Genomic DNA, 25,311 nt, shown 5'->3' on the forward strand with positions numbered 1-25,311 from the left:
TCAATGCGGTCTCTGAGGCGCTCAATCTCAGCGGCTGGGTCGGCCATGAGAGTACCAAGGAAAATGTCCCTATTAAATACTCGGATGTGGACAAGTGCTGTTTGTCCCTCCTTTGGCTTTTCTAACCGCGAACAACTCTGTGAGCGACAGGAGCTTACACCTCAGCCGAAGCTGGTGGGACCTCAACCCACGGATTGACGATGCTTTCGAAGCCGATAAGGGCGATGAACGCCACGGCGATGGTTCCAATCAGCGTGACTGGTGAAAACATATCCGCGAGTGGGATGAGCGCCAGGAATGTTCCGATGACGACGAGCCGTGCCACGAGCACGTGATTGTCGAATCGAATTTCATCGGACACCTGTGGAATGGCCCGTTGAAGGATGGCACAGCCGAGCAAGAACGAGGCAACGCCTCCACAGAGGATGAGTCTGGCACCTTGTTCCAGTGTGTGACCGGCAATCGTCGCTTCGATGGCGAGCACCAGTCCGACCCCGGCCGCAACGATTCCGAGGTGAACGAAGAAGTGGCTGAACACGTAGACGAGTGCGGCTTGGCGTGCTCGAAGCTGTCGGTCGGGTGGTGCAGTGAGCGCCCGGTCGATGACACGCTCGTCGAACCGCCCGAAGTAGAGCCACCATGCGCCGACTGCAATCAAGAAGCCGCCCAGTCCGACGAGGAGCACTTCGAGTTGGAAGTCGGCACCGGAGGTCACAATGGAGGTGCCAAACGAGACGGCGAGGATGGTCTCACCGAGGACGATGATGGTGATGAGCCCGAGGCGCTCGGGGAAGTGTGACACCTGAACGAGGACGGTGTCGAAGACGGTGTACAACACCGCGACTCCGGCCATATTGATGGTGAACGCCGCAATCCACAGCCCGAACCGGCCGGGGTCGGGGACGAGCAGGGAAACCCCCCAAACAGCGGTCGTCAAGAATTCTGAGGTAATCCACGTCATGACGAACCCCTGTGTCTCTTCTGTGACGACGTTTGGTCGCGGCCGAAGATAGAGGACGGTGAGAACCACGCGCAAGAACAGCATGGTGGCCCCGAACACGAACGTCTGGCCGTGGAACACGCCGTCTACGGTCTGTGAGAGGAATATCACCACGAACATGACACCGATGAGGCTCGCCCGCGAGATGAGGTCGTCTGCGGCATACAGGTCTGCGTAGTAGCTGTAGTCAAGCCAGACCCACCAGACCAACACGAACACGCCGGTGAAATACAGCACGCCTTCGAGCGTCAAGTTGTGATGGAGATTCGTGCCAATCTCTGCGATGGCAGCGACGAACACGAGGTCGAAAAAGAGTTCGAGCCATGTGGCGTGGCGCAGACTCTCCTCTCTGCCGGTATACACCGAGAGCGGCCGCTTGAAGTGTCTCCTGATTCCTCGAGGGTCGAACGCCATCGAATCTCTCCTGCGTATAAAAACGACACAAAATAGCATAAGCATATGTCGTGGCAGTCGAGGAGTCATCGAGTTTCCGCAACGTACTGAAAACAGCACTGTCGCGGCGTTTATGCCATATTAAATCGTTATAATACCTACTGGTGTCGAGGAATCCACCGCGTTTGCAGGGTGGACAGGTTACGAACTACGACTCGGGGCCTCAGCGGACGGAGACGACATGAAAGAAGTATTCACGATGTGGAAAGACCCACGGATGGTTGCACTCACGGCGGTCATCGCGGCAGTGTACATGACCGCGTTAATCCCGTTCAAGGGGTTCGTTATCGTCCCGGGATTCACGGAGATTCGTCCGGCGAACGTGCTTCCGGTCGCGCTCAGTCTCATGTTTGGCCCAGCCACGGCGTGGGGTGCAGGTATCGGTAATCTGTTCAGTGATGCGTTCGGCGGTACGCTCACCGCCGGCAGCATTTTTGGCTTCGTTGGCAACTTCTTCAGCGGCTATATCGGCTATAAACTCTGGGGACGGCTCGGGTGGTTATCCTCGGGTGAGAAGCCGACCATGCGGTCTGTGAAACAACTCGGTGAGTTCGTCGTCATCTCGTTTGTCGCGGCTGCAGGCACCGCCGCGATAATTGCGTGGGGGCTCGAACTCTTGGGGCTGTTTCCGTTCTCGGTGTTTGCGACCATCATTTTGGTCAACGATTTCCTCGCTGCTGCCGTCATCGGGCCGCCGTTGTTGTATCTTCTATATCCCCGTATCGAACGTGCAGGGTTGCTCTACACTGGCATGATGGACCACAACGACCACCCAATCACGGCGACCCGTGACCAGCGCTACGCTGCTGTTGGGCTCTCGACTGTCTCAGTCGCGTGGCTGATCGTTGGAATCGGTATCGGGGTCGCTGTACAAGGCGTCCCGTTCGGTGTCGGTGGTGCTGGCATCGAGGCGGGAACCGGTGGCTCAGTGGTTCAGATCACCATCGGCGCAATCGCGTTCTCCTTGCTCGTTGGCTTCAGTATCCTCTCGGGCGGGTGGTCGCCACGATTACGCAGGTCAACAGGCCGAGAGCGAATCGGACGCAGTGGGTGAGGCGAGACGACGAATCGCTTCGAAACGTTCGAAATGGGATATTGCCGTGCGATGCAAGCTTGCCTACACCACCTCACCACCCCCGACAGTAATACTGCGCAGTAACACTGGCCAGTAATATTCTATTGTCTGACGGGTGTTTTTGTACGTGTTCAGCCATCACTGTAGCATGCTTACGTACACGGTTTATTCGGAGGCGGGCGGCGTCGGGAAAACCACACTTTCTGCGAATCTCGCTAAGGCACACGCTCGGGCTGGACAGGACGTACTCGTCATCGACTTAGACCCACAGGAGGGGAGTTTGACCTACTTACTCGATGTCGAAGCCGCTCGCAACGAGGGCGGCTCTGACAATCTCGTCCGGCATATGATTGGGCGACCAGGTGGCGCGTTCGAGGACTTGATTCGAACGGCCGAACCGGGCATCGACGTCCTCCCGAGTCACAACATGCTCGAACGGTTGACCGAGTTGCTCCTTCGAACCTCGGAAATCGAAGAGCAGACGAATCCCGACCCGGAGTACACGTACCCACGCTACGAGCAGCTCCACCGCGTGCTCGCGGAGGCCAGGGTTCACGAAACCTACGACGTGTTGATTGTCGATCCACCGGCGACGACGGGCGACCACCTGTACAACGCAATTTACGCGACGCGAAACGTCGTCATCCCGCTCGAACTCTCGGGGAAAGGTCACCAGAGCGTCGAGGGGTTACAGGACATCGTGGCCGGGCTCGAATCGGAACTGGAGTTGGAAGTCGGCGTGCTCGCCGTGGTGCCAAACGAAGTCAAAGACACCGCAGACCAGCGTGAGTACGAGGCAGCACTCTCGGAACTCGGCTTTTCAGTACCGGTCTCCATTCGCGACAGAACCTCGCTGTTTGAAGGCTGTTGGAAACAGCAGGTGAACGCGTTCACCTACGTCGAAGAACACCGGGCGCGAAAGCGCCAGTACGAACTCGACACGCTCGCACAGTTTGACGAACTTGCGGCGTTCATCAACGAACAAGTCAATGGGGCAGCCACAGAACAAGCGGAGGTGTCGGCATGAAATCCGGTGCCGGTGACGACCCGTTTGCAGACATCTTTGAAGACGATACGCTGGACGACGGGCAACCAGCGGACGCAGACTCTGTCGAGGGTGGTAGCACAGAAGAGTCAGACGTACTGGACGTGTCGAAAAACGACTCTCCGCACGCTACCGACGAGCCGGCCGGGAAGGCAGAAGAACCGGCCGACGAGGCAGAAATCCCGTGGATTTTCCGTCGAGACAAAGTCAAGGCTGACCGCGAGAAGGTTCACCAGTTGTTCGTCAGACCAGAAACCGACCGAACCTACCGTCGGTTCGAGAGCGACCTTGAAGAGGCGATGGACACCGACCTGAGCCGCCTCGACGTGCGCGAAGCCGCGTATCTCGTGGGGATGCAACACCCTGAGATGGTCATCTCGCTGCTCGAATCGTGGGGCTACAACTACTTCGACTGACGGGTTGACAACGCTCTATTCGCTCGCTACTCATGTATTCGAAGATCGATTGAGAAGCGTGTCACACCGCATTTCCGGTGAAAGCAGTGTGGCTGTATGGGTGAGTGATGGAGCAGATGGCGAGATTAGCACTGGCGACGCAGGCTGTGAGACGCACACCACGTTTCCGGTGAACTGAGGCGAAATTGGCCTAGTGTGTTCGGGTCTGCATGCAGGGGTGGCGCACACCGCATTTCCGGTGAAACGGCGTTGGTGAACGAAGTGAAGGTACGTGAACGCGCGCACACCGGGTTTCCGGTGAAATTCGTGTGAGGGGAAGGTGGGTAGCTTGGGCAGCGTGGTTGGATGAGCACGCACACACCGGATTTCCGGTGAACCGTGGCGATAGGCTGCGACCGAAGACAGGATGTCGCGTCTATTGGCGGTATTCGGCTACTGACGTCGCCAACTGGTGCCCACAATTGGAGCAGTCAACTGGAGCAATCAATTGATGGCTTCGATTGGGCCGCCAGTCTACCAACAACCCATCGCGATGGCCACTACGTTTGCCAGGGGAGCCGTTCCTAGCAGTCTTGTGTGAGGTTGATGTTTCCTAAACGATGTTCCGAATGTCCCGGACCAGTCATATTTCTAACCAATCAAAGATATAGCATTTCTAAATACACCGCTTCCGGTGAAATATCTACGAATCAAACAACACTCTGATATAGAAATGATTAAGTATGCTATCTGAATAACAGTCCAGTAAGTCAATCGCAATACTTGTTTATTGTGCGGAATCGCACACCGACCTCGACTACCCCCACGCCCATCCCACACATTTCACCGGAAATGCGGTGTGCGCGTCACCGTTGCTCGGGACCACTTGGTGAAGTTCTTGATTCGCACTCGTAGCCGTTCGAACCTGCCCGTGGACAGAAAACGTAAAGCCATTTCACCGGAAACGGGGTGAATATCCAGAATGTCTGAGGCTGACGAACTTTTCACTCGGGAAGACCCCATCTTTGCGAACAAAGAGCTTCTCGAAATCAACCACCTCCCGGACGGGGGACGCATCGTCGGGCGCGACGAGGAAATCGGCCACCTCGCAAATGCCGTGAACCCAGCAATCTTCGGACAGAGTCCGAGCAACGTGCTCATCTACGGCAAGACGGGCACCGGGAAATCGCTCTGTGCGAAGTACGTCTCTCGTCGGCTCATCGAAACCGCAGACGAAGAAGGCGTGACGGTTGCCATGGCGTACGTCGATTGTGCGCAGGATACGACCGAGACCCAGACGGTCCAAACCATCGCCACCGCGGTCAACGACCCCGCGGTGACGGACATCAAAATCCCGGACAAGGGTATCTCGACTGCGACGTACTACAAGCGCCTCTGGAAGATTTTAGACCAACAGTACGACGTGGTGCTCGTCATCTTAGACGAAATCGACAAACTCGACAGCGACGGCATCCTGATGCAACTCTCGCGGGCGGGCGAAGCCGGAAAACTCCACCACTGCAAGGTTGGCGTTATCGGCATCAGCAACAAAATCAAGTACAAAGACCGGATGGACGAACGCGTCCGCTCGTCGCTCTGTGAACGCGAGTACGTCTTCCCACCCTACGACGCGAACCAGCTTCGTGAGATTATGGACGCCCGTTCTGACTCCTTTCGTGACAACGTCTTAGAAGAGTCCGTGATTCCGCGCGCCGCCGCCCTCGCCGCACGCGAACACGGTGACGCCCGAAAGGCAATCGACATCCTCCGGTATGCAGGCGAGATTGCCCAATCGACGGGCGCGAAGACGGTCAAAGAGGAGTTCATCGTCCAAGCCCGCGAGCGCGCAGAAACCGACCGCTTTCGGGAACTCATCCGCGGTTCGACGCCCCACTCCCGGTTCGTCCTCCAAGCGCTCACCGTCCTCTCGCTCAACAACCCGAATCAGGACGGCTTTCGCACGACCCGTATCTACGATGTGTACAAAGAAATCTGCAGACAGGAAGGCTCTGATTACCTCTCACTGCGCCGGGTTCGTGACCTCCTCAAAGAACACGCCTTCCTCGATATCATCGAACAAGCCCATCGCAGCGGCGGGAGTGCCGAAGGGAGCTACACCGAACACCAACTCCTAGAGGAACCAGCAGTCGTAAAGAAAGTCCTCGTCGAGACGACCGAACAGTAGTCGGCTCAGCCACCCCACTCCTTTCTCACACATTTCACCGGAAACCCGGTGCGCGTGCGCAACCAATACTCGTGCTATTCGTGAGCTACAGTCACTCGCTCGCCCACGGCTACACCGTTCCAGAATGCCGCATGCACGCGCCCTTCACCAACCACCCAATCTCCAGCAAAGTACAGTCCCTCGTCCTCGGCGCTGCGAACCGTCGCGTCATCGACACGAGCGTCTGGCAGTGCATAGCGCCACCCCTGCGTATCGACCCAGTCAGGGTCTGCTACTCGCGAATCGTCGAGTAACGTCGAAGCGAGCTGTGCGACACGGCGTCCCGCTCGCGCCGTGGACAGGTCTGCGTGTTCTTCTGACCATTCCGGACTCATCTGGACGACGAGCAAGCTCTCACCGTCGGGGACGTGGCCTGGCTTACACTCCTCACGCGAAAGCCAGCCAATCGGGTGGTCCCGATCTACATTGACGAGTGCGTAGTAAGGCAGGTCAAGCTTGAACGGGTAGTGGAGCATCACCGAGCGAATCGTCCGGTAGGGCACGGCGTCGATGGCCTCGGTGAGTTCCCGTCGTCGTGAATCTATCCACTGGCTTCGCCGGAGAATCCCGGCCGTTTGCGGTGCGGGTGGCGTGAGGACGACGCGGTCGAACCGTCCAACCGCCGTGTCAGCTCCATCGAACAGTCGCCAGCCAGCCCAATCGCCGTCGTCTGTCCATTCGAGGCGAGCGATTTCAACGCCCTTTTCGACCGTCGCATCCGTCTGCCTGAGCACTCGCTTTGCGAACTGGGTGAGGCCGGTTTGGTAGCTCCATTTGTGGGCTTCCTCACGGTCTCCCCGGCGAATCTGCCCGCGCTTGTCGTACGTCCAGACTGGAGCCTCGATGTCGACAAGCCCGTCGGTTCCGAGAGTCGAAAGCAAGGTCCCGGTTCTGTCGTCTGTGGGCTTCAGGTAGTTCGCGCCGTGGTCGTAGTAACAGCCGTTCCGCCGTCGCGTTGTGGCCCTGCCGCCGACGCCGCGGCTCTTCTCGAATATCGTCACGTCGAACGCTGTATCGCGGAGGGCGTAGGCGACGCCACACCCCGCGGCTCCAGCTCCGACGACTGCGAGCGCGTTGGTCATACCAGAGTGTCGGGTCACGGAGCCAAAGTCTGTGGCATGGGGCACACAGGTTTCGGGTATCGAATGGATGTGCAGGTTTCCGGTGTCGATTTCCGGCTTCCTTTCAGAGGAAGCTTTGAGACACCACCCACCCTACTCAACACAGTGACCGCGCCTACCCTCGACCGAATCACCGTCTATCCCATCAAGTCACTCGATGGCGTCACCTGCGACCGGGCGACGCTGGTCGAAAACGGCGGCCTCTCCCACGACCGCGCGTACGCACTCGTCGATGCGGCGGGAACGTTCGTGAACGGCAAACGCACAGCTACCATTCACCGCCTCGCCCTCTCGATGGACCTTGAGGCGAATCGAGCGACGATCAGCGTCCGCGGAACTGACCGGGCTGTGTCCGGCCATCTGGACGACCACCGCGACCGATTCGAGGCGTGGCTCTCAAGCTACTTCGAGCGCGACGTTTCGCTCGAAAAACAGCCTGCAGGCGGCGCGCCAGACGACACGGAGGCGTCGGGGCCAACGGTCGTCTCGACCGCAACGCTCGCTGAAATCGCCTCGTGGTACGACCTCCCCGTGGCGAACGTTCGGCGGCGCTTTCGAGCGAATCTCGAACTCGGCGGCTGTCCGGCGTTCTGGGAAGACCGGCTCTACGCCGAACCCGGCACGGCCAAACCATTCGAAATCGGACCCACCCCATTCGCCGGGACGAACCCCTGCCAGCGCTGTGTCGTCCCGACGCGCGACCCGGACACTGGCGAGGCGACGTCGGAGTTTCGCACAACATTCATCACCCGACGAGAGGCGACGCTTCCAGCGTGGGCCAACCGCGCGCAGTTCGACCACTTCTTTCGCGTGACGGTGAACACGACCGTCCCCGAGTCGGCGTGGGGGAAGGAGATTCACGTCGGTGATTCTGTCACAGTTGGTTAACTTTCTCATACACGGCGTGCGCAAATCGCTCGAACCGGCACAGTCATTGCGCGCTCGTCCCTACTGCCAATATTAGACATGGCGGTCGAATCGACCTACGGACTGTTTACCCAGGAACAGTTACACGACGCACTCGACAATGGCGCACTTCCCGACTGGGCCGAAAGCCACTACGAGGGCTTTCGCAACGCGATGCTCGGCACCCACGACGGCGCACCGTTCCCGTGCTATTTCGGGATGGAATCAGAACGGAGCGGCGACGCCCTCTACACCTTTTGTGACTCGATGACCGACGAGTCGGCGCTGCTCACGCTCACAGACACCCTCTTCGAGTACGTTCAGGTGTTCGAAGAGTACAGCGAGCGGACGTCGCTGGTCATCTTCTTCAAACCACCCGAGCGTGAATTGGACGAGGCCGCGTACCGAGACCACTTCTGGCACATCCTCCAGTTCCTCCACGACCACGACCCGGAGCCGTGGCCACACCACATCCCAACCGACCCGACGGACCCCTACTGGGAGTTCTGTTTCGCCGGTGAGCCAATGTTTCCGACCGCTCGCGCGCCGTTTTACGAACAGCGCATGAGCCGCCACACGCCACACGGCCTCGAAATCACGGCCCAACCGCGAGCCATCTTCGCGGGTATCACGGGCGACACTGCGGCCGGAAAAGAAGCGCGACGCATCATCAGAGCGCGCATCGAAGACTACGACGGCGTCTGCCCGCACGCGGATATCGGTGATTGGGGCGATTCTCACACCCGCGAGTGGAAACAGTACCTCCTTCCCGAGAGAAACGAGGACACCATCGAGACGTGTCCGCTCATAATCACTGCACTCAGATGACCGCCTCTACCGACACCACACCACTCACCGACACCACCGCGCTCATCACCATCGACGTACAGCAAGGCTTCGACGACCCCGCGTGGGGGCCGCGAAACAACCCCGAGATGGAAGCAAACCTCGATGCCCTCCTCGCCGCGTGGCGCGAGGCTGGCCGACCCGTGTTCCACGTCAAACACCACTCGACCGAATCCGACTCACCGCTCCGCCCAGACCAGCCCGGAAGCGCGCTCAGAGACGGCCTCGTCGCAGACGGCGAACCCGTCATCACCAAGAACGTAAACAGCGCGTTCATCGGGACGGACTTAGCAGCCCGACTCCGCGAGGCGGGCATTACGACGCTCGTGCTCGCCGGACTCACGACTGACCACTGCGTCTCCACGACGGCGCGGATGGCAGAAAACCTTGGATTTACCGTGTTCGTCGTCGCAGACGCAACGGCGACACACGAGCGTACCGGCTACGACGGGACAACCTACGAAGCCGACGAGTCTCACGCACTCGCGCTTGCCCACCTCAACGGCGAGTTCGCGACGGTTCTCGACACCGAGGCGCTGCTCGCTGTGCGTTCGGAGTAGCTTGCGCCTGCGGTGCGTTTTGCCAGTTGCACCTACTGTCTTTCCTGCGTAGCTGTCACCTCCGCCCGTCACACCGGGTTTCCGGTGAAAACCGCTAGAGGAAAACGCTCGCTAAAACCCCAATGAAGATGAGTACGAACGTCAGGATGACGACCAGCCGGAAGAATCGGTCTGCTCCTTGCATGAGTGGCCTTTCGCCTTCTGGGAGTATATATGCTTGCAGGCTGGGGAGTCCTTATTGGAGATAGGTTTTCGCGTGTGGCCTCTCGGCAGAACTCACCGCAACGGGCAGGGCTATGGTATGCTACCACGAACCGTCCGTTGCGACATTCGGCGTAGCGCTCCACCTACCCGATGGTCGAGAAACCGGGCTGTGGTGTTTCTCTTTGGTGCCATACCAGACACCGGGCCACCGCGGCCACCGGCCCGCTTCCAGTATAACTGTGTTCAGATTGCCTACAGAGGACTGTCTTCAGGCTGCCACAGAGCCTCCGCTGTCGCCCGTATATTACCAGCAATAATCTATACGTTTGTTTAATTATCTCTGGTTTTATCGGACAAAACCTTAATCTTTTTCACAGATTTTGTCGTATTGTCTAGCATGGATTGGCGAGCGCGCACCACGGACGCAGAGCACGTAGAAACGTTGGCGGTCACCTGCGGCGAGAAGGCGCAGGCTGGCAATGACCACGTTGGCGACGTGACGGTACCCATCCACCTCTCCTCTACGTTTGCTGTCCCCGGCATCGACCCTGCCGCAGACCTCCTCTCGCTCGACCCGGATGCGAACGAATACGTCTACTCGCGGCTCTCGAACCCGACGCGAAACGCGGTCGAAACCCGACTCGCCGCCCTTGAAGGCGGCGACCACGCCTTCGCCTTTGCCTCCGGCACCGCCGCCATCGCCACGGTTGCAATGGCCGCGCTCAACCCCGGCGACCACGTCGTCGCCTTCGACGACCTCTACGGCGGCACGAAAGCGATGTTCACACTGTTTCTCCCCGACAAACTCGGCGTCGAAGTCAGTTTCGTCGACGCCCGCGACACCGAGAACGTCCGTGCGGCGATGCAGGACAACACCGAACTCATCTGGATGGAGACGCCGACGAACCCGTTGCTCCACCTCTGTGACATCGAATCCATCGCCACCGTCGCACAGGAACACGGCGCGCTGTTCGGCGTCGACAACACCTTCCTCTCGCCGTACTTCCAACAGCCGCTCACCCTCGGCGCGGACGTGGTCGTCCACAGCACGACGAAGTACCTGAACGGCCACTCCGATTCGATGGGCGGCGTCGCTATCACGAACAATCCAGACCTCGCAGACAGCCTCAAATTCCTGCAACAGATCGGCCTCGGCAACATGCTCTCGCCGTTCGACTCATACCTCTTGCTTCGCGGCATCAAGACGCTCCCGATGCGGATGCGCCAGCACGCTGAAAACGCCCAAGCGGTTGCCGAATTCCTCGATAATCACGACCTCGTTGAGACGGTTTACTTCCCCGGCTTAGCAAGCCACCCGCAAGCCGACCTCGCCCGCCAGCAGATGTCCGGTCCCGGCGGCGTGGTAACTGCGGTGTTCAATGGTTCGCTCGAAACCGTAGAACACCTCGTCGCTGAACTCGATGAGTTCACCTTCGCCGTCAGCCTTGGCGGCGTCGAATCGCTGGTCGAACACCCCGCGTCGCTCACCCACTCAGAACTCTCGCCAGAAGAACGCGAGTCGCTCGGCATCACCGACACCCTCCTTCGATTCTCTGTCGGTGTCGAACACGTAGACGACCTTATCGCAGACCTCGACTCCGCCCTTAGGGCGGTCGAAGAGCGCGCCGTCCACACTGCTGACTAGTACTCGCCAAGTGCAACCGCGACCAGTTCGATTGGCGTTTTCGGCTGTTCGCTCGTCCCGTCGCGGTCACCAAGCTGCGTGCGACACGACGCCCCCGGCGCGACGATTTGGTCACCGGGACTTTCCTCGACTTGCTCGAACAGCACGTCACCGATTGCTTTGCTGAGCGAGAAATGCTCTGCCTCGTAGCCGAAGCTCCCGGCCATCCCACAACAGCCCGAATCGAGTGGGTCGACCGTGAAGCCCGCCCGCCGGAGCACACCCACCGCGTGGTGGTCTTTCTTCGTTGCCTTCTGATGGCAGTGGCCGTGGTAGGTGAGCGAGGTGTTCACCTCGCGGTAGGAGATGGTCTCGTCTAGCTGGAATACATCGAGGTACTCACAGACGCCGTAGGTGTTGGCCGCAAGCGTCTCTACGTCCTCTCCAGAGAGGAGGTCTACGTAATCGGACTGGAACATCACCGCGTCGGAGGGTTCGACCAACACAACGTCCCAGCCGTCTTCGACGTACGGGGTGAGTGCGGCGACGTTTCGCTGGGCGGTCGCCCGCGATTTCCCGAGAAAGCCTTTCGAGTGGGCCGGACGCCCGCTGTCGGTTTCGTCTGCGAGTCTGACGTGGACGCCCGCGGCTTCGAGCACGCGAACGGCGGCGCGTCCGGCCTCCGGGTGGCTGTAGTTCGTGTATGTGTCGGGAAACAGAATGGCCTTTCTGTCTGCTTCGTCCTCGCTTAGCATCGACCCACGCGCCCGGAACCACTTTTTGAGCGTCTGGCGACGGAACTCCGGAAGGCTTCGCTCCTTTGCGATGCCAACCGTGCTTTGGATGGCAGTCCGAACGCCAGGAATCTTCGTCCCGAAGTTCGAGACGGGTGCAAACAGGCTGCCAAGTGCGGAGAGGCGGTCGATGTTCGCAAACAGCTTATCACGCAGACTCGACCCTTCTCGCTGATGGTGGACGTGTTGCACTTCGGCTTTCAGCTTTGCCATATCGACACCGGAGGGACAGTCTTGGACACAGCCCTTACAGCCGACACAGAGGTCTAACACTTCGTGTTGGAACTCGGCGGAGAACAACTCGCCTTTCGGGAGGTCGCCGCTCATCGCCTGTCTGAGCATGTTCGCCCGGCCACGTGTGGCGAGCGACTCCTCGTTCGCTGCCCGGTAGGTCGGACACATCACGCCGCCGGTGGTTTCCTGATGGCCGCGACAGCCGCCACAGCCGTGACAGAGCTCCGTCATCCCCTGAAAGCCGTTGTCGTTCTCCCAGTTGAGCGCGGGCGTGAATCCGGCATCGAACTCGTAGTCGGTGCCGTAGCGAAGGTTTTCGGTCATCTTCACGTCGCCACAGACCTGCCCGGGGTTCAGGAGCCAGTCGGGGTCGAAAGCGGTTTTCAGGTCACGGAACGCCTCCCAGAGCGTCGCACCGTAGAGTTTCTTGTTCCACTGGGTTCTGGCTCGTCCGTCGCCGTGCTCGCCGGAAACGGAGCCACCAAGTTCGACGACCATGTCGGTCACCTCGTCTGCAATCGACTCCATCATCTCGATGTCGGCTTCGTCTTTGAGGCTCACGAGCGGCCGGACGTGGAGCACCCCCGGCCCGGCGTGGGCGTAGAAACTGGCTTCAGTCCCGTGGTCTCTGAGAATCTGCTGGAAGCATGTGACATACTCGGGGAGATGCTCGGGGGGCACGGCCGCGTCCTCGATAAACGAGATGTGTTTTCTATCGGAGGTTCGAGAAAGTAAGATTGGCAGACCAGCTTTCCGGAGTTTCCAGAAGTTCGCTTGCGCTTTTTCGGTGTAGGCTTCGACGGCGTCGAACGCTTGTCCCTCGCCCGCAACGCGGTCTTCGATGAGTCGGGCCACCTGTTGTTTGCCGTGGTCGTCGTCATCCGCGTAAAATTCGACAAGCAACACGGCCTCGGTTCCCGACGGCACCAGTTGCGAGATGTCCTCGAACGCGGCGGTCTGACTCGCCAAGTCGAGCAACACGTCATCGACCAGCTCGACGGCCGCGGCGTCGTGGGCCACGATTGGAGCCACGTCGTGCATTGCGTCGGTGATGTTTTCGTAGGCGAGCAGCGCCATCGCCTTCGCCTCCGGGACGTCTACGAGCGAAATCGTGACCTCGGTGATGAGCGCGAGCGTGCCCTCGCTGCCTGCAAGCAAGCGACCGAGGTTCACCGACCCCGACTTCGCTTGCTCGACAAAGGAGTCCAAGTTGTACCCCGAGACGTTGCGCTTCAGGTCGGGATAGCGCGCCTGCACCTCGTCGCTCAGGTCGTCGAGGATGTGGCAGGCCTCTGCGTAAATTCTGGCTTCCAAATCCTCGTCACCGGCGCCGGCTCTCAGTTCTTCGAGGGTCACTTCCCCGAACGTCGTCACGGTACCGTCTGCGAGGACGACCTCACACTCTTCGACATAGGCTTCGGTGAGGCCGTATTTGAGCGAGTGCGACCCGGTCGAGTTGTTGCCAATCGCGCCGCCGATGACGCTTCGGTCGCCCGCTGCGGGGTCGGGGGCGAATTTGAGGTCGTGAGGAGCGAGGGCGTCGTTGAGGACGGAAAGGGTGATGCCGGGCTGGACACGGGCGGTTTTCGCCTCGGGGTCTACGTCGACGAGGCCGTCCATGTACCGGGTGAAATCGAGGACGACGGCTTCGTTCACGGCTTGTCCGGCGAGACTCGTCCCGCCGCCGCGTGGCAGGACGGGTATCTTCCGCGCCGCACAGTACTCCATGACGGCTTTCACGTCAGCGGTCGATTCCGGGAGGACGACGCCGATGGGCGTCACCTCGTAGGAACTCGCGTCGGTGGCGTACAACTGGCGCGTGTAGGTATCAAAGCGAACGTCGCCTGCGACGAGGGTTTCTAAATCCGAAACGAGTCCCGGCCGGGCGATGGTGTCGTCGTGGTAGTCGTAGTTCGCACGCTGGTCGGCTCCTGGTGGCCTCGCTGGTGTGTTGCTCATTGGTTCGTTTCAGACGATGTGTTTGGTGTCGTAGGAACCGAGCACGTCAACGGTGCCCTTCGGGACGGTCTTTCGCACCTCGTCGATGGCGGCTTGGGCGCGTTCTTCGTACATGCCTGCCTCGAAATCGAGGTGGAACAGATAGTCACCGAGGCGGTTCCCGCTCGGCCGCGACTCGATGCGCGAGAGGTTGATGTCCCGTTCTGCGAACGCTTCGAGTATGTCGAGGAGAAGTCCGGGATAATTGGCGTTCGGGTGGACGACGGCAGTCGATTTTCCGCCCGCGACGCTGCGTTCTTCGGGTGGGGCAATCACCAGAAATCGGGTTTCGTTCGACGAACGGTCTTGGATGTCCTGTGCGAGGACGGTGAGGTCGTCGCCTGCGGTGTCCGGGTGGCCAATGCCCGCCACAGTCGGGTCTTCACGGGCGAGTTCGACGCCGCGTGCGGTGCTTGCAACCGCCTCGATGGTGGCGTCGGGGTAGTGTTCTTCGAGATAGCCACGACACTGGGCAAGCGCCTGCGAGTGGCTTGCGACCGTGTCGAACGTCTCACTCTGGGCGAGCAGCGCGTGGCGGATGGGTGTAACCAACTCTGCGACCACCGCGAGGTCGTGGGTGGCGAGGGCGTCTAAGCTCTCGGTGACGCTCCCTTCGATGCTGTTCTCGATGGGGATGACGCCACGGCGATACTCGCCCGCGACGACTGCCTCTACGATGGCGGTCATCGACTCGCGAAACTCGACCTCGTCTGCGACCGCTTTCGCCGCACGATGGGAGTACGTCCCGACTGGCCCCAAGGTGACTGCTCTCATATACCTCAGTTCATCGAGATTCACACAAGTACCCATCGGTGGCCGCCACGACTGCCGGAGAAAAATCGGCCAGTCCACGTATCTGTCGGGGGAGTGGACATCGACACGTATCATGACAGAGCGCACCGACGACGAGGCCGCCCGCATGGAACTGACCCAAGATTCGTGGCACGAGGGCGACGAGGGCTACTACGTTGACTGCCCTGCCTGTGGCGCCCGGCCACCCTCGCAACCATCGTCGAGTACGAATCGTGCAGCGCCGGGCTGCCAACAGACCACGACGTGACCGAGGTTGGCATGGATACGAACACACTCGAGTGTGACGCACAACTCACCCTCGAACTGTGTTGGGAAACGCCGTGATTACTCGGTGAGCAGGCGCTGTTGGCCCTGTGCCCGAATCGCTGCGGCTTCTTCCGCCGCGATTTCAGCCTCGACATAGTTGCCCACTTCTTCGAGCGCCCGAGCGTGTTCCTCGTAGACCGTTGCCGTCCGATAGCCGAGCGTAATCGCCTTCTCGAAACAGTCTACGGCGTCCTCCCAAAGCGCGCGCTCTGTGTAGAAAAAGCCGAGATTATACCACGCCTGTGGCATGCGTGGGTCGAGTTCGACGGCGCGCTCTGCGTGTTCGAGTGGGTGCGAGGAATCCTCGCCCTCCCAGAGGGCAAAGGCGAGGTTCATCTCCGCGAGCGCGGCGAACTCGTTTCGGTCGTTGATGTGCAACGCCTCGTAGAACGCTCCGATTGCCTCATCGAACTCCTCGATTTGTGAGTGGGCGACGCCCTTGTTCACCCACGCCTCTTGGGCGTCGAGTGAGTCTTCGTCTGCGAGTCGCGCCGCGCGCTCGAAGGAATCTGCGGCCTCCGTATGGAAGCCGAGTTGCAGATAGGTGAGGCCGAGGTCGATGAGTTCCTGTGGCGTGATGTCGTCGCGTTTGATGTTCCAGTCGTCTATGAGGTCAGCGAGCGCGTAGTCATCGACGGGGTCTATCTTGGTGTTGTCCTCGCGCAGAATATGCGGGTCCAGCGTCACGCCTTCGTACGGATTCCCAAAGCCTCGACTGTCAGAATAGCGGTGTTTACGATGTGTGGCCACGACCACGTATCTTGGCGCTCAGATAGCTTATGCGTGGCGCTCTGCGCGGTTCTGTGTGGCTATTTTTCACACGCGACGGCGAAATACCACTCTTAGCAATATATTTCTCACTCATCTCCTGATGAATTATCGCATGTTCGAAACCACGAGTCGGCGAGCCTTCCTGCAGGGAACCGGTGTCGCCCTCGCAGGGGCTGCCGTCACGGGAACTGCCGCTGCAACTGACAGGGACGCGGGTCTCGAACACGAAACAGAGATGGACGCACCCTCGCTCATCGCCCACCGCGGGTTCGCCGGGATGTATCCCGAGAACACGGTCGCGGCGTTCGAAAACGCCACCCGTGGTCGCAATGGCGCTGACATGGTCGAACTCGACGTGATGCCGACCGCCGACGGGACGGTGGTCGTGTTCCACGACAGCGGCCTCGCAGAGCGCGACGGCGGCACGCAGGGACTCACCGACGTTTCAGGACTCGTCTTGGAGACGCCGTGGGAGACGGTCAAACAGGCAGAAGTACTCGAAAGCGGCGAAACGGTTCCGTCGCTCGCACAAGTCATGGACGCACTGCCGACGCACATCGGCGTCAACGTCGAGTTCAAAAATCCCGGTTCGACCGAGACGAAGTTTGCTGAAAAACTCTCTGGCGACGAGTTGGCCGCCCAGAAAGCGCTCTGGGAGGAGTTCGCCGTTTCCGTGTTCGACGTGCTCGACGACTACGAACACGACATTCTCGTCTCGTCGTTCTACGAGGGCGCGCTCTCCGCCGTAGACGAGGTTGCACCCGACGTCCCGCTCGCAACGCTGTTCTGGGACGACATCGAGACCGGACTCGACATCACCCGAACCTACGACTGTGAAGCGATTCACCCGCCGAAAAATATGGTCAAAGGGACGCCGTTCTTTGGCGACGAGTATTACCTCGACGGGCCCTTTGCCGACATCGACCTGGTCCAGGTCGCCCACGACGAGGGCCGCAACGTCAACGTCTGGACGGTAGCGACGTGGTACGAGGCGGCGCAGCTCTCGCGTGCTAGCGTCGATGGCATCATCGCAAACTACCCGTTCGACCTGTCGTAATTTTCACACAATTGCCGGAGAAACAAGGGGTGTTCACCTACCGTTTTACGAATGGTTGTGTACAGTTCACATGAGCAGTGAAACCAATGGCCACGACCAACGAACCCACTGAAGAAACACGCAACGATTTAGACCTGAACGCGCTGTTTTCGACCATTGACGCCGTCGAAGACGACCCCACACTCGGTGAGGTAACTTTCCGCGCAGAGACGGAATGGACGGGTGGCGTCTCCTGTGAAACGCGCGTCAGTGACTTCGACCACGCGGGCGAGACCATCGACTCGCCGGAGTTCGTCATCGAGAGCGACGAACCAACCCAACTGCTTGGTGAACGCGCTGCGCCGAATCCCGCAGAACTCTTGCTCGCCGCGCTTGGCTCGTGTCTCACCGTGAGCTACGCCGCCCATGGCGCGGCACTCGGCGTCCAACTCAACAGCCTCCGCTTCGAGTTCGAAGGCGACATCGACCTGCGTGGCTTTCTCGGGCTCGCAGACGACGTGAGAAACGGATTTGACGAAATCGAGGTGACGACCTACCTCGACGCTGAAGGCACAGAAGCGGAGCTTGCGGAGCTGAGAGAGGCTGCTGAGGGCGCATCGTCCATCATGGACAACGTCATGAACGCCGTCACGGTTTCGTCGGAACTCGTTACGAACTGACCTACGGCTTTTTCTATCGACCGCTGTCCGTCCGGCCGCGTGAGAGCGGCTGTGCAGAGGGATTTCCCGGCAACTCACCGAGGCGGTACACCGAGTACGCGCCCGTCCCGAAGACAAACAGCGCCATCGCCCCGAGGAGCACAACGGCATTCTTCCAACTCGGCCCGGCGGTCGCCATCGCCACCATCATCACGGGTATGAGCGAGAGTGCGGCGACGCGACCGGCAATCCCGAACGCTATCATGATGACCGCTGTGACTTCGATGAGACCGACTACGACGACGAGCGCCTCCGGGACGGGGAAGCCAAGCGACGCGAAGAAGCCCGCGCTCTGGCTGAAGTTCAGGAATTTACTCATGGCAGGTATCGTGAGGATGCCCACCACTACTGCGCGGATTGGTAGCGGCGCGAGTTCGGTGAAACGAGTTCTCATACCTACCACCCACGAACTCATGTAAATTCATTATGAAGGTTCTAAACGGTTTTTAGCCACGGGGCTAGTCGCCCCTTTCGGGTAGCTATTTGCGGATTCACCCGAGTTATGCGGTCATGAAGGAGAAAACTGGCCGCCGCTGGCAGCGCGGCACCGCCCCCGGGACGTTTTCAATCGCCGCCTACGACCCCGATGCAGACAGCTTTGGCGGGGCCGTCACGACCGGCGCGGTCGCCGTCGGCGCAACCTGCCCGCACGTGAGCGCGAACGGTGCCGTCATGACCCAGTCGTGGACGAAAACCGCCCACGGCGTTCACGCCCTCGAACTCGTAGACCGCGGGGTGGGCGTCGCAACCGCCTGTAACGCGCTGCTCGACGCAGACGAGTATTCGAGCTACCGCCAACTCCACGGCATCGACCGCGACGGCGAGACGTTCGCCTTCACCGGCGCAGACTGCGTCGAGTGGGCTGGTGAAACGGTCGGGGAAAATCACACCGTCGCCGGGAATATGCTTGTCGGCCCGGAAGTCATCGAAGCCGTGAGCGAGACGTTCACCGAAACCGGGGGCGACCTCGCAGACCGCTTGCTCGCCGCGCTGGCTGCGGGTGCTGAAGCCGGTGGCGACAAGCGCGGGAAGGTGAGTGGGGCGTTGCTCGTCCATGCGCCGGAGCCAAAGCTGTATCATAACCTCAGAATCGACAGCGCGGAGACGCCAATCGCAGACCTCCGTGCCCTCTACGAGGAGACGAAACAGACCGTCCGCGACATTCCGAAGGAAGCAGAAGAGATGCTCGGGGGAGTACCCGACGAAATCGTGGATTTCGGCGTGAAGTACTAGTTGCCGAGCGTCGTCTCGCTCATCTCGGCAACCGAGAGGTGACAGGACAGTTCGTGACCCGTCCCGGCTTCTTTGACCTCCAGTTCGGGAACCTCGGTCTCACACTGCTCGCCAATTTTCTTCGGGCACCGCGTCTGGAACGGACAGCCAGACGGCGGGTTAATCGGACTCGGCACGCTCCCCTCTAAGAGGATGCGTTCGGTCTCTCGCTCGGGGTCTGCGTGAGGTACGGCAGACAGCAAGCTTTCGGTGTACGGGTGGAACGGCGCAGAGAACACCTGTGGAACTGTCCCCTGTTCGACGATGTGTCCAAGATACATCACGGCGACGCGGTCGCAGATGTGCTGGACGACGCCGATGTTGTGCGAGATGAACAGATACGACAGCCCGTAGCTCTCCTGGATGTCTTCGAGCAGGTTGAGAATCTGCGCTTGCACGGAGACGTCGAGCGCGCTCACTGGCTCGTCACAGATGATGAGCTTCGGCTCTGCGGCGAGGGCGTGGGCAATCGCAATCCGCTGTTGTTGCCCACCCGAGAACTCGTGGGGATACTTGTTCGCAGCCTCAGCAGAGAGGCCGACGCGCTCTAACAACTCGGCGGTTCGCTCGCGCTTTTCGTTGCCTGACGCGATGCCGTGTTTCTCCATCGACCGTCCGATGATTCGCCCGACCGTCTTGCGTGGGTTGAGCGAACTCTGTGGGTCTTGGAAGATTATCTGCATCTCCTTTCTGAGACTGCGAATCTCGCGGCTCGACAGCTCGTGGAGCGGTTGGTCCTCGAAGTACACTTCACCGCCAGTCGGTTCGAGGAGCTTGAGCACGGTCCTGGCGACCGTCGACTTCCCACAGCCGGACTCGCCGACCAGCCCGACGGTCTCGCCGGGTTGGATGTGGAAGCTCACATCGTCTACGGCTTTGACGTGCTTTCGCTCGATGGTGGGCAACCCGCCATCGGCCAAGGTAAATGAGAGGCTATCAACCAGCCCGTCACCCGCAGAGAAGTACTTTTTCAGATTGTTCACTCGCAACACTGCGTCGGCGTCCGCGTCGATCGGTTGTTTGCCGTCACCTGACGCCTGCTGTGGGATGTCTGGTTCACTCAGGTCGAGCTCGTCGCTGCGGATACAGGCAGCCTGTGACCCGGTTTGAAGCGATTCGAGCTCTGGGTCGTCGCCGGTTCGACACGCCGGTTCTGCGTACTCACAGCGGTCTGCGAAGTTACAACCCGACGGCAAGTCGAGGAGGTCCGGCATCGACCCCGGCAGCGTTGGCAGCACGTCGTACTCCAATTCGGGGTCGGGAATCGAGTTGATGAGCCCGCGGGTGTAGGGGTGGCGCGGCCGACGGAACAACTCGTGCATCTCCGCTTTTTCCACGAGATTCCCGGCGTACATCACGCCGACGTGGTCGCACGTCTGGGCGACGACGCCGAGGTTGTGGGTAATCATCAGAATACCCATCCCTTTCTCTTCCTGCAAATCGTTCAACAGGCCGAGAATCTTCGCCTGCGTCGTCACGTCGAGCGCGGTGGTTGGCTCGTCTGCGATAATCAGGTCTGGCTGACAGGAGAGGCCAATCGCAATCAACACGCGCTGGCGCATCCCACCGGAGAACTCGTGGGGGTAGTCGTCGATGCGAGAGGCCGCATCGGGAATGCCGACTTCTTCCATCGAGCGGATGGCCTGCTCGCGGGCTTCTTTTTCGCCTTTGTCCTGGTGTTCGGTGATGGTCTCCACAATCTGTGAGCCAACGGTCAACACGGGGTTGAGCGCCGTCATCGGGTCTTGTGGAATCATGGCGATTTTGTTCCCGCGCATCGCTCGCATCTCTTTTGGGGAGAGGCTGCGGAGGTCTGTGCCCTGGAACAGAATCTTTCCGCCGACGATTTCACCCGGCTTGTCGATGAGCCGCATGATGGAGCGTGCGGTGACGCTTTTACCGGCTCCGGACTCACCGACCAAGCCCATCGTGTCGCCGGATTCGAGCGTAAAGGAAACGTCGTTGCTGGCGACGACGGGGCCGTCTTCCGTGCGGAACTGCGTGCGGAGGTTTTCGACTTCTAAGAGTGGCGTAGTCATGGCGTTCTGGTTCATTCGACAGTGTCCACCTTGGGGTCAAGCACGTCGCGCAGGCCGTCACCGAGCATGTTGAAGCCGATGACGGTGATGGCGATGGCCATTCCCGGGAAGATAATCATCCACGGTGCGGTCTGTATGAAGTCACGTCCGGTGTCAATCATCAGCCCCCACGACGGGTTTGGCGGCTGGGTGCCAAGCCCGAGGAACGAGAGACTCGCTTCCTGGAGCATGGCGAAGGCGATGTTAATTGACCCTTGGACGAGCAGGGGAGCGAGACAGTTTGGCAACACCTCGCGGAAGATGATGAACGAATCACTCTCGCCGCGAGCGGTCGCCGCATCGACGAACGACTCGTTACGTACCGAGAGCGCGGCACTCCGGGCCACGCGAGCGATGTACGGCGTGTACACGAACCCAAGCGCCAAGATGACGTTGTTGAGGTCGGGGCCGATGACGACCATCACGGTGAGCGCGAGGAGAATCGGCGGGAAGGACATGAGCGCGTCCATCATCCGCATCAACACCTCGTCTACGAGGCCGCCGTAGTACCCCGAGACGGTTCCGATAATCGTCCCGGCGGTGAGTGCTGCGATAATCGACCCGAAGCCGACTTTCAGCGAGATGCGTGTTCCCATGATAACGCGGCTGAAGATGTCGCGTCCGATGTCGTCGGTTCCGAACGGGTGTTCGAGCGACGGCGGTTGTGCCCGGTCTGGAATGTTCGTTTCTTGGTAGGAATGGGGGATGATAGCGGGGGCAGCGACCGCGGTCAACACGAGCGTGAGCACGATGGTGAGCCCAATCATCGCCTTCTTGTTGCGACGGAATTTCCGGGCGAAGCGCTTTGTCCGGTCAATCTGGGGGGCGTACTGTTCGCTCAGAGACTTCGATTCCTCAGACGAGTTCGTGACTTCAGCGTTCGACATCTATTCGTCACCTCCGTAGCGGATGCGTGGGTCGAAGTAGGCGTACAGCAGGTCTGCCGTGAAGTTCGAAATCATGAAGATGAGCGCAACGACGATGATGCAGCCTTGCAGGAGCGGGATGTCACGGCTCTGGATGGCGGTGAGCGTGAGATTCCCGATGCCCGGCCAGACGAACACCTTTTCGAGGACGACCACGCCACCGAAGGCGTAGCTGAACTGGAATGCAACGACCGTGATGACCGGAATGATGGCGTTGCGAAGCGCGTGGCGCAGGACGATGATTCGTTGGGTCATGCCCTTTGCCTTGGCAAAGCGGATGTACTCTTCGCTCAGCACCTCAATCATACTGGAGCGGGTCATCCGCATCACGTAGGCCGTGAGCGCAAAGCCCATCGAAGTAGCAGGCAACACCAAGTGTTTGAGCGTTCCGATGGGGTCCTCACTCGGCGGGACGTACCCGCCGGTGGGGAACCAGTCGAGCCACACGGCAAACACGAGGATGAACACCAGCCCCCAGAGGAAGATGGGGATGGAGACGCCGACGAAACTGAACGTCGAGGCCGCGAGGTCGGGGCCTTCGTTCTGTTTGACGGCTGCTATGACACCGAGTGGGATGGCGAGCATCACAGCGACGAACGTCGCGGCCACGGCGAGCATCAGCGAGCGGGGGAGTTTTTCAGCGATGAGCTGGGCAACCGGGTCGCCAAAGCGAATGGAAGTACCCATGTTTCCGACCACGACATCCTGAACCCACGAGAGGTACTGGATGTACAGTGGTTGGTTGAGGCCGAGTTGGGTCTGCAGTTGATGGAGACTCTCCTCACCGGCGTTCGGGCCGAGAATTAACAGCGCAACGTCGCCCGGGAGGATGTTCGTGATGGCGAACGTGATGAGCGAGACGAGAAACAGTGTCACCACCATGAACCCGACCCGGCGAGCGAGATAGTTGTGCAGGGACATCGTTCAGAGGCAGGTTATTGGTCGAGCCAGTTGTCTTCGAAGCGCAGGGTAGAGCCGTCCGGTGCGCCGATTTTGCCCTGGTAGCTCGAATCTGCGGCGAACAGGTTTGCCTGCCAGAACAAGAACAGGTGACCAGCACGCTCTTCTTGCAGGATTTCTGCGGCACGGTGGTACTTTTCTGCCCGTTTGTCCGTGTCGTAGATGCGGCGGGCGTCTTCGACGAGGGTGTTGTACTCGTCGTTCTCCCAGCCGGTGAAGAAGTACGCACCGTTCGGGTGGAGGAACTTGTAGTACGACACGTCAGGGTACCAGAGTGCGAGGTACGACGACGTGGTCGCTTGGAAGTCCTGTTTGCTGTAGACGTCAGAGAGCCACAGACTCCACGGAATCTTCTGAATCTCTAAGTTGATGCCGATTTCGGAGACGGAGTCCTGGATGATTTTCGCCGCGGTGACCTGTGCTGCATACGGCTCTGGAATCTTGAACGTCGCCGTATAGCCGTCTGGGTAGGCAGACTGTGAGAGGTGTTCTTTGGCTTTCTCTAAGTCCTTTGGCCGTGGTTCTATGTCCGTGTTCTCCCACGGGCTGCCCGGTGCAGCGGGCGTCGCGGCTGGCTTGCCCGTCCCGTAGAGGGCAGCCTCTGCGACTTCTGCTTTGTCGATGGCGAAGTCGAGTGCGAGGCGAGCGTGCTTGTCGTCGAACGGTTCGCGGTTGCAGTTGAGGCCCATGTAGACGAGGGCCTTCGGGAAGGTGGTCTCAAAGCGGGTGTTCGACTGGGATTTGACGCTCTGGACGTCTTTTGGTGGCACGTCGTTGATGAAGTCGAGTTCGCCAGCCTGGAACGACTGGAGCCGGACGCTTGCATCCGACACTTCCTTTTTGACGACTTTGTCGAGCAGTGCTGGTTCGCCCCAGTACTCCTCGAACTTGGTCATCACGAACTCGCTCTCGATTTCCATGCTCTCGAACTGGAACGGCCCCGTGCCGATTGGTTCTTTAATCTGGTCTTGTTGGGCCTGTGCTTCGGGGACGACGTGCATCTCCGAGGTAGCCATGCGGGCGAGGAACGGCGCAAACGGTTCGGTGAGCGTGATCTCGAACGTGTAGTCGTCCGGCGCTTTCATCGAATCGACGTTCTCGAAGTAGCCGTGGGCAAGGTATTGCTTGCCGTTTGCGACGCGTTCGAGCGAAGCCAGCACGTCGGCCGAGGTCATCTCCTCGCCGTTGTGGAACTTGACGCCTTCTCTGAGTTCGAAAGTGAGCTTCGTGTTGTCTTCTGAGGTTTCCCAGGACTTTGCGAGGTCTGGCTGGAGGTTGTACTCCCAGTCGACCGTCAGCAGGCCTTCGGTGATGTTTTCGAGAACGCGAGCCGATGCGGCGGCACTCTCAAGGTGTGGGTCGAGGGTCTGGACGGGGACACTGCCGCCCCAGTTGAGCGTGCCACCGGACTGTGGCTCGCCACTGCTGCCGCTGTCGCCGCCATTCCCACCATCGCCGCCATCGCCACCGTCGCCGCCACCCATACAACCAGCGAGCGCAAGCGCACCAGTTGCCGAGGCTGCGGTGATGAATCTCCGACGATTCAAGCGGTTTTCCGGATGAGGAGAGGAATCCTGTTCGTGTTGATTTTCGTTTGCATTGCCATCCCGAGACATACCTTCGGCTATCCAAGTAACTGCACTTAAATCATTCGGTGTGTCAGACAGTTCACTCTTACTTCTTACATGATGTATTTAGAAATATTCTCTGTAGTTGGTGGTGCTCCAGACAGAACGGGACACCACGGAGGCAGGTTGTCGCTCTCTGAATCACGGGCTACAGTTGCCAAATACTTTCAAATTTCTCGAAAAGATGTAGCTATTTCGTAGAAATTCGAATAAAGTTAGACAGTCATCTTACACCCCTCTCGCTGTGTGCGACGAGGCTGTCTACGTTGTGAACACTCGATTCGTGGTGTGGAACACTGTACCCACTGTCGCGCTCATTTCTG

22 protein-coding genes are annotated in these 25,311 nt (G+C 59.7%); 12 read left to right on the top strand and 10 right to left on the bottom strand.

Annotated elements, in window-relative coordinates:
* Positions 1-154 precede the first annotated feature (154 nt).
* On the bottom strand, positions 155-1,414 hold the full coding sequence (locus V5N13_RS00005; protein ID WP_336359080.1) for a low temperature requirement protein A: 1,260 nt from the start codon (positions 1,412-1,414) through the stop codon (positions 155-157).
* A gap of 220 nt (positions 1,415-1,634) precedes the next feature.
* Here V5N13_RS00005 and V5N13_RS00010 point away from each other — a divergent pair, with 220 nt between their 5' ends.
* The 4 genes from V5N13_RS00010 (at position 1,635) to V5N13_RS00025 (ending at position 6,153) form a co-directional block, all read left to right on the top strand.
* On the top strand, positions 1,635-2,507 hold the full coding sequence (locus tag V5N13_RS00010) for a QueT transporter family protein (protein WP_336359081.1): 873 nt from the start codon (positions 1,635-1,637) through the stop codon (positions 2,505-2,507).
* Between the two features lie 169 nt (positions 2,508-2,676).
* Positions 2,677-3,555: a ParA family protein gene (locus V5N13_RS00015; RefSeq protein WP_336359082.1), complete on the top strand. Its 879-nt coding sequence runs from the start codon at positions 2,677-2,679 to the stop codon at positions 3,553-3,555.
* On the top strand, positions 3,552-3,989 hold the full coding sequence (locus V5N13_RS00020; RefSeq protein ID WP_336359083.1) for a hypothetical protein: 438 nt from the start codon (positions 3,552-3,554) through the stop codon (positions 3,987-3,989). Before V5N13_RS00015 ends, V5N13_RS00020 begins: the two co-directional genes overlap by 4 nt.
* Positions 3,990-4,950: 961 nt before the next feature.
* Positions 4,951-6,153, top strand: a complete 1,203-nt coding sequence (locus tag V5N13_RS00025) for an orc1/cdc6 family replication initiation protein (protein WP_332898767.1) — start codon at positions 4,951-4,953, stop codon at positions 6,151-6,153.
* 74 nt (positions 6,154-6,227) lie between these two features.
* On the opposite strand, the gene V5N13_RS00030 is transcribed toward V5N13_RS00025, so the two are convergent.
* Positions 6,228-7,274 carry an NAD(P)/FAD-dependent oxidoreductase gene (locus tag V5N13_RS00030; RefSeq protein ID WP_336359084.1) on the bottom strand — a complete coding sequence of 349 codons (1,047 nt, stop codon included), beginning with the start codon at positions 7,272-7,274 and terminating at the stop codon, positions 6,228-6,230.
* 144 nt (positions 7,275-7,418) lie between these two features.
* On the opposite strand from V5N13_RS00030, the gene V5N13_RS00035 reads away from it, so the two are divergent.
* The 4 genes from V5N13_RS00035 to V5N13_RS00050 all read left to right on the top strand — a co-directional run bounded on the left by V5N13_RS00035 (position 7,419) and on the right by V5N13_RS00050 (position 11,474).
* Entirely contained in the window at positions 7,419-8,201 is a 783-nt protein-coding gene (locus V5N13_RS00035) for an MOSC domain-containing protein (RefSeq protein ID WP_336359085.1), read from the top strand.
* 78 nt (positions 8,202-8,279) lie between these two features.
* A complete protein-coding gene (locus tag V5N13_RS00040; protein ID WP_336359086.1) occupies positions 8,280-9,047 on the top strand; it encodes a YqcI/YcgG family protein in 768 nt (255 codons plus the stop codon).
* Positions 9,044-9,625, top strand: a complete 582-nt coding sequence (locus V5N13_RS00045; RefSeq protein WP_336359087.1) for a cysteine hydrolase family protein — start codon at positions 9,044-9,046, stop codon at positions 9,623-9,625. Before V5N13_RS00040 ends, V5N13_RS00045 begins: the two co-directional genes overlap by 4 nt.
* Before the next feature lie 601 nt (positions 9,626-10,226).
* Positions 10,227-11,474 carry a trans-sulfuration enzyme family protein gene (locus V5N13_RS00050; protein ID WP_336359088.1) on the top strand — a complete coding sequence of 416 codons (1,248 nt, stop codon included), beginning with the start codon at positions 10,227-10,229 and terminating at the stop codon, positions 11,472-11,474.
* Here the strand turns inward: V5N13_RS00050 and V5N13_RS00055 are convergent.
* Complete coding sequence (locus V5N13_RS00055) at positions 11,471-14,440, bottom strand: FAD-binding and (Fe-S)-binding domain-containing protein (protein ID WP_336359089.1); 2,970 nt, start codon at positions 14,438-14,440, stop codon at positions 11,471-11,473. The genes V5N13_RS00050 and V5N13_RS00055 overlap by 4 nt on opposite strands.
* 9 nt (positions 14,441-14,449) lie before the next feature.
* Positions 14,450-15,253 (bottom strand): prephenate dehydratase, encoded by an 804-nt coding sequence (gene pheA, locus V5N13_RS00060; protein WP_332898774.1) that lies wholly within the window; start codon positions 15,251-15,253, stop codon positions 14,450-14,452.
* Positions 15,254-15,365: 112 nt separating this feature from the next.
* On the opposite strand from pheA, the gene V5N13_RS00065 reads away from it, so the two are divergent.
* A complete protein-coding gene (locus V5N13_RS00065; protein ID WP_336359090.1) occupies positions 15,366-15,539 on the top strand; it encodes a hypothetical protein in 174 nt (57 codons plus the stop codon).
* Positions 15,540-15,616: 77 nt separating this feature from the next.
* Here the strand turns inward: V5N13_RS00065 and V5N13_RS00070 are convergent, their stop codons facing one another.
* Positions 15,617-16,348: a tetratricopeptide repeat protein gene (locus V5N13_RS00070; RefSeq protein ID WP_336359091.1), complete on the bottom strand. Its 732-nt coding sequence runs from the start codon at positions 16,346-16,348 to the stop codon at positions 15,617-15,619.
* Positions 16,349-16,481: 133 nt separating this feature from the next.
* On the opposite strand from V5N13_RS00070, the gene V5N13_RS00075 reads away from it, so the two are divergent.
* Positions 16,482-17,426, top strand: coding sequence for a glycerophosphodiester phosphodiesterase (locus tag V5N13_RS00075; protein WP_336359092.1), 945 nt, complete (start codon positions 16,482-16,484; stop codon positions 17,424-17,426).
* 86 nt (positions 17,427-17,512) lie between these two features.
* Positions 17,513-18,085, top strand: coding sequence for an OsmC family protein (locus tag V5N13_RS00080; protein ID WP_336359093.1), 573 nt, complete (start codon positions 17,513-17,515; stop codon positions 18,083-18,085).
* A 13-nt stretch (positions 18,086-18,098) separates the two neighbouring features.
* Here the strand turns inward: V5N13_RS00080 and V5N13_RS00085 are convergent, their stop codons facing one another.
* On the bottom strand, positions 18,099-18,518 hold the full coding sequence (locus tag V5N13_RS00085) for a DoxX family protein (protein WP_336359094.1): 420 nt from the start codon (positions 18,516-18,518) through the stop codon (positions 18,099-18,101).
* A 116-nt stretch (positions 18,519-18,634) separates the two neighbouring features.
* On the opposite strand from V5N13_RS00085, the gene V5N13_RS00090 reads away from it, so the two are divergent.
* The gene (locus V5N13_RS00090; RefSeq protein ID WP_336359095.1) at positions 18,635-19,357 is read left to right on the top strand and encodes a DUF1028 domain-containing protein; all 723 of its coding nucleotides are present in this window, start codon (positions 18,635-18,637) and stop codon (positions 19,355-19,357) included.
* Here the strand turns inward: V5N13_RS00090 and V5N13_RS00095 are convergent.
* The 4 genes from V5N13_RS00095 to V5N13_RS00110 are packed head-to-tail and all read right to left on the bottom strand — an operon-like array spanning position 19,354 to position 24,976.
* Positions 19,354-21,450: an ABC transporter ATP-binding protein gene (locus V5N13_RS00095; protein WP_336359096.1), complete on the bottom strand. Its 2,097-nt coding sequence runs from the start codon at positions 21,448-21,450 to the stop codon at positions 19,354-19,356. The genes V5N13_RS00090 and V5N13_RS00095 overlap by 4 nt on opposite strands.
* Positions 21,447-22,361, bottom strand: coding sequence for an ABC transporter permease (locus V5N13_RS00100; protein WP_332898782.1), 915 nt, complete (start codon positions 22,359-22,361; stop codon positions 21,447-21,449). The genes V5N13_RS00095 and V5N13_RS00100 overlap by 4 nt, the downstream gene beginning before the upstream one ends.
* Positions 22,362-23,321 (bottom strand): ABC transporter permease, encoded by a 960-nt coding sequence (locus V5N13_RS00105; RefSeq protein WP_332898783.1) that lies wholly within the window; start codon positions 23,319-23,321, stop codon positions 22,362-22,364.
* A 14-nt stretch (positions 23,322-23,335) separates the two neighbouring features.
* Positions 23,336-24,976: an ABC transporter substrate-binding protein gene (locus V5N13_RS00110; protein ID WP_336359097.1), complete on the bottom strand. Its 1,641-nt coding sequence runs from the start codon at positions 24,974-24,976 to the stop codon at positions 23,336-23,338.
* Positions 24,977-25,311 lie beyond the last annotated feature (335 nt).

The sequence above is a fragment of the Haladaptatus sp. ZSTT2 genome (assembly GCF_037081775.1).
Classification (GTDB): Archaea; Halobacteriota; Halobacteria; order Halobacteriales; family Halococcaceae; genus QDMS2.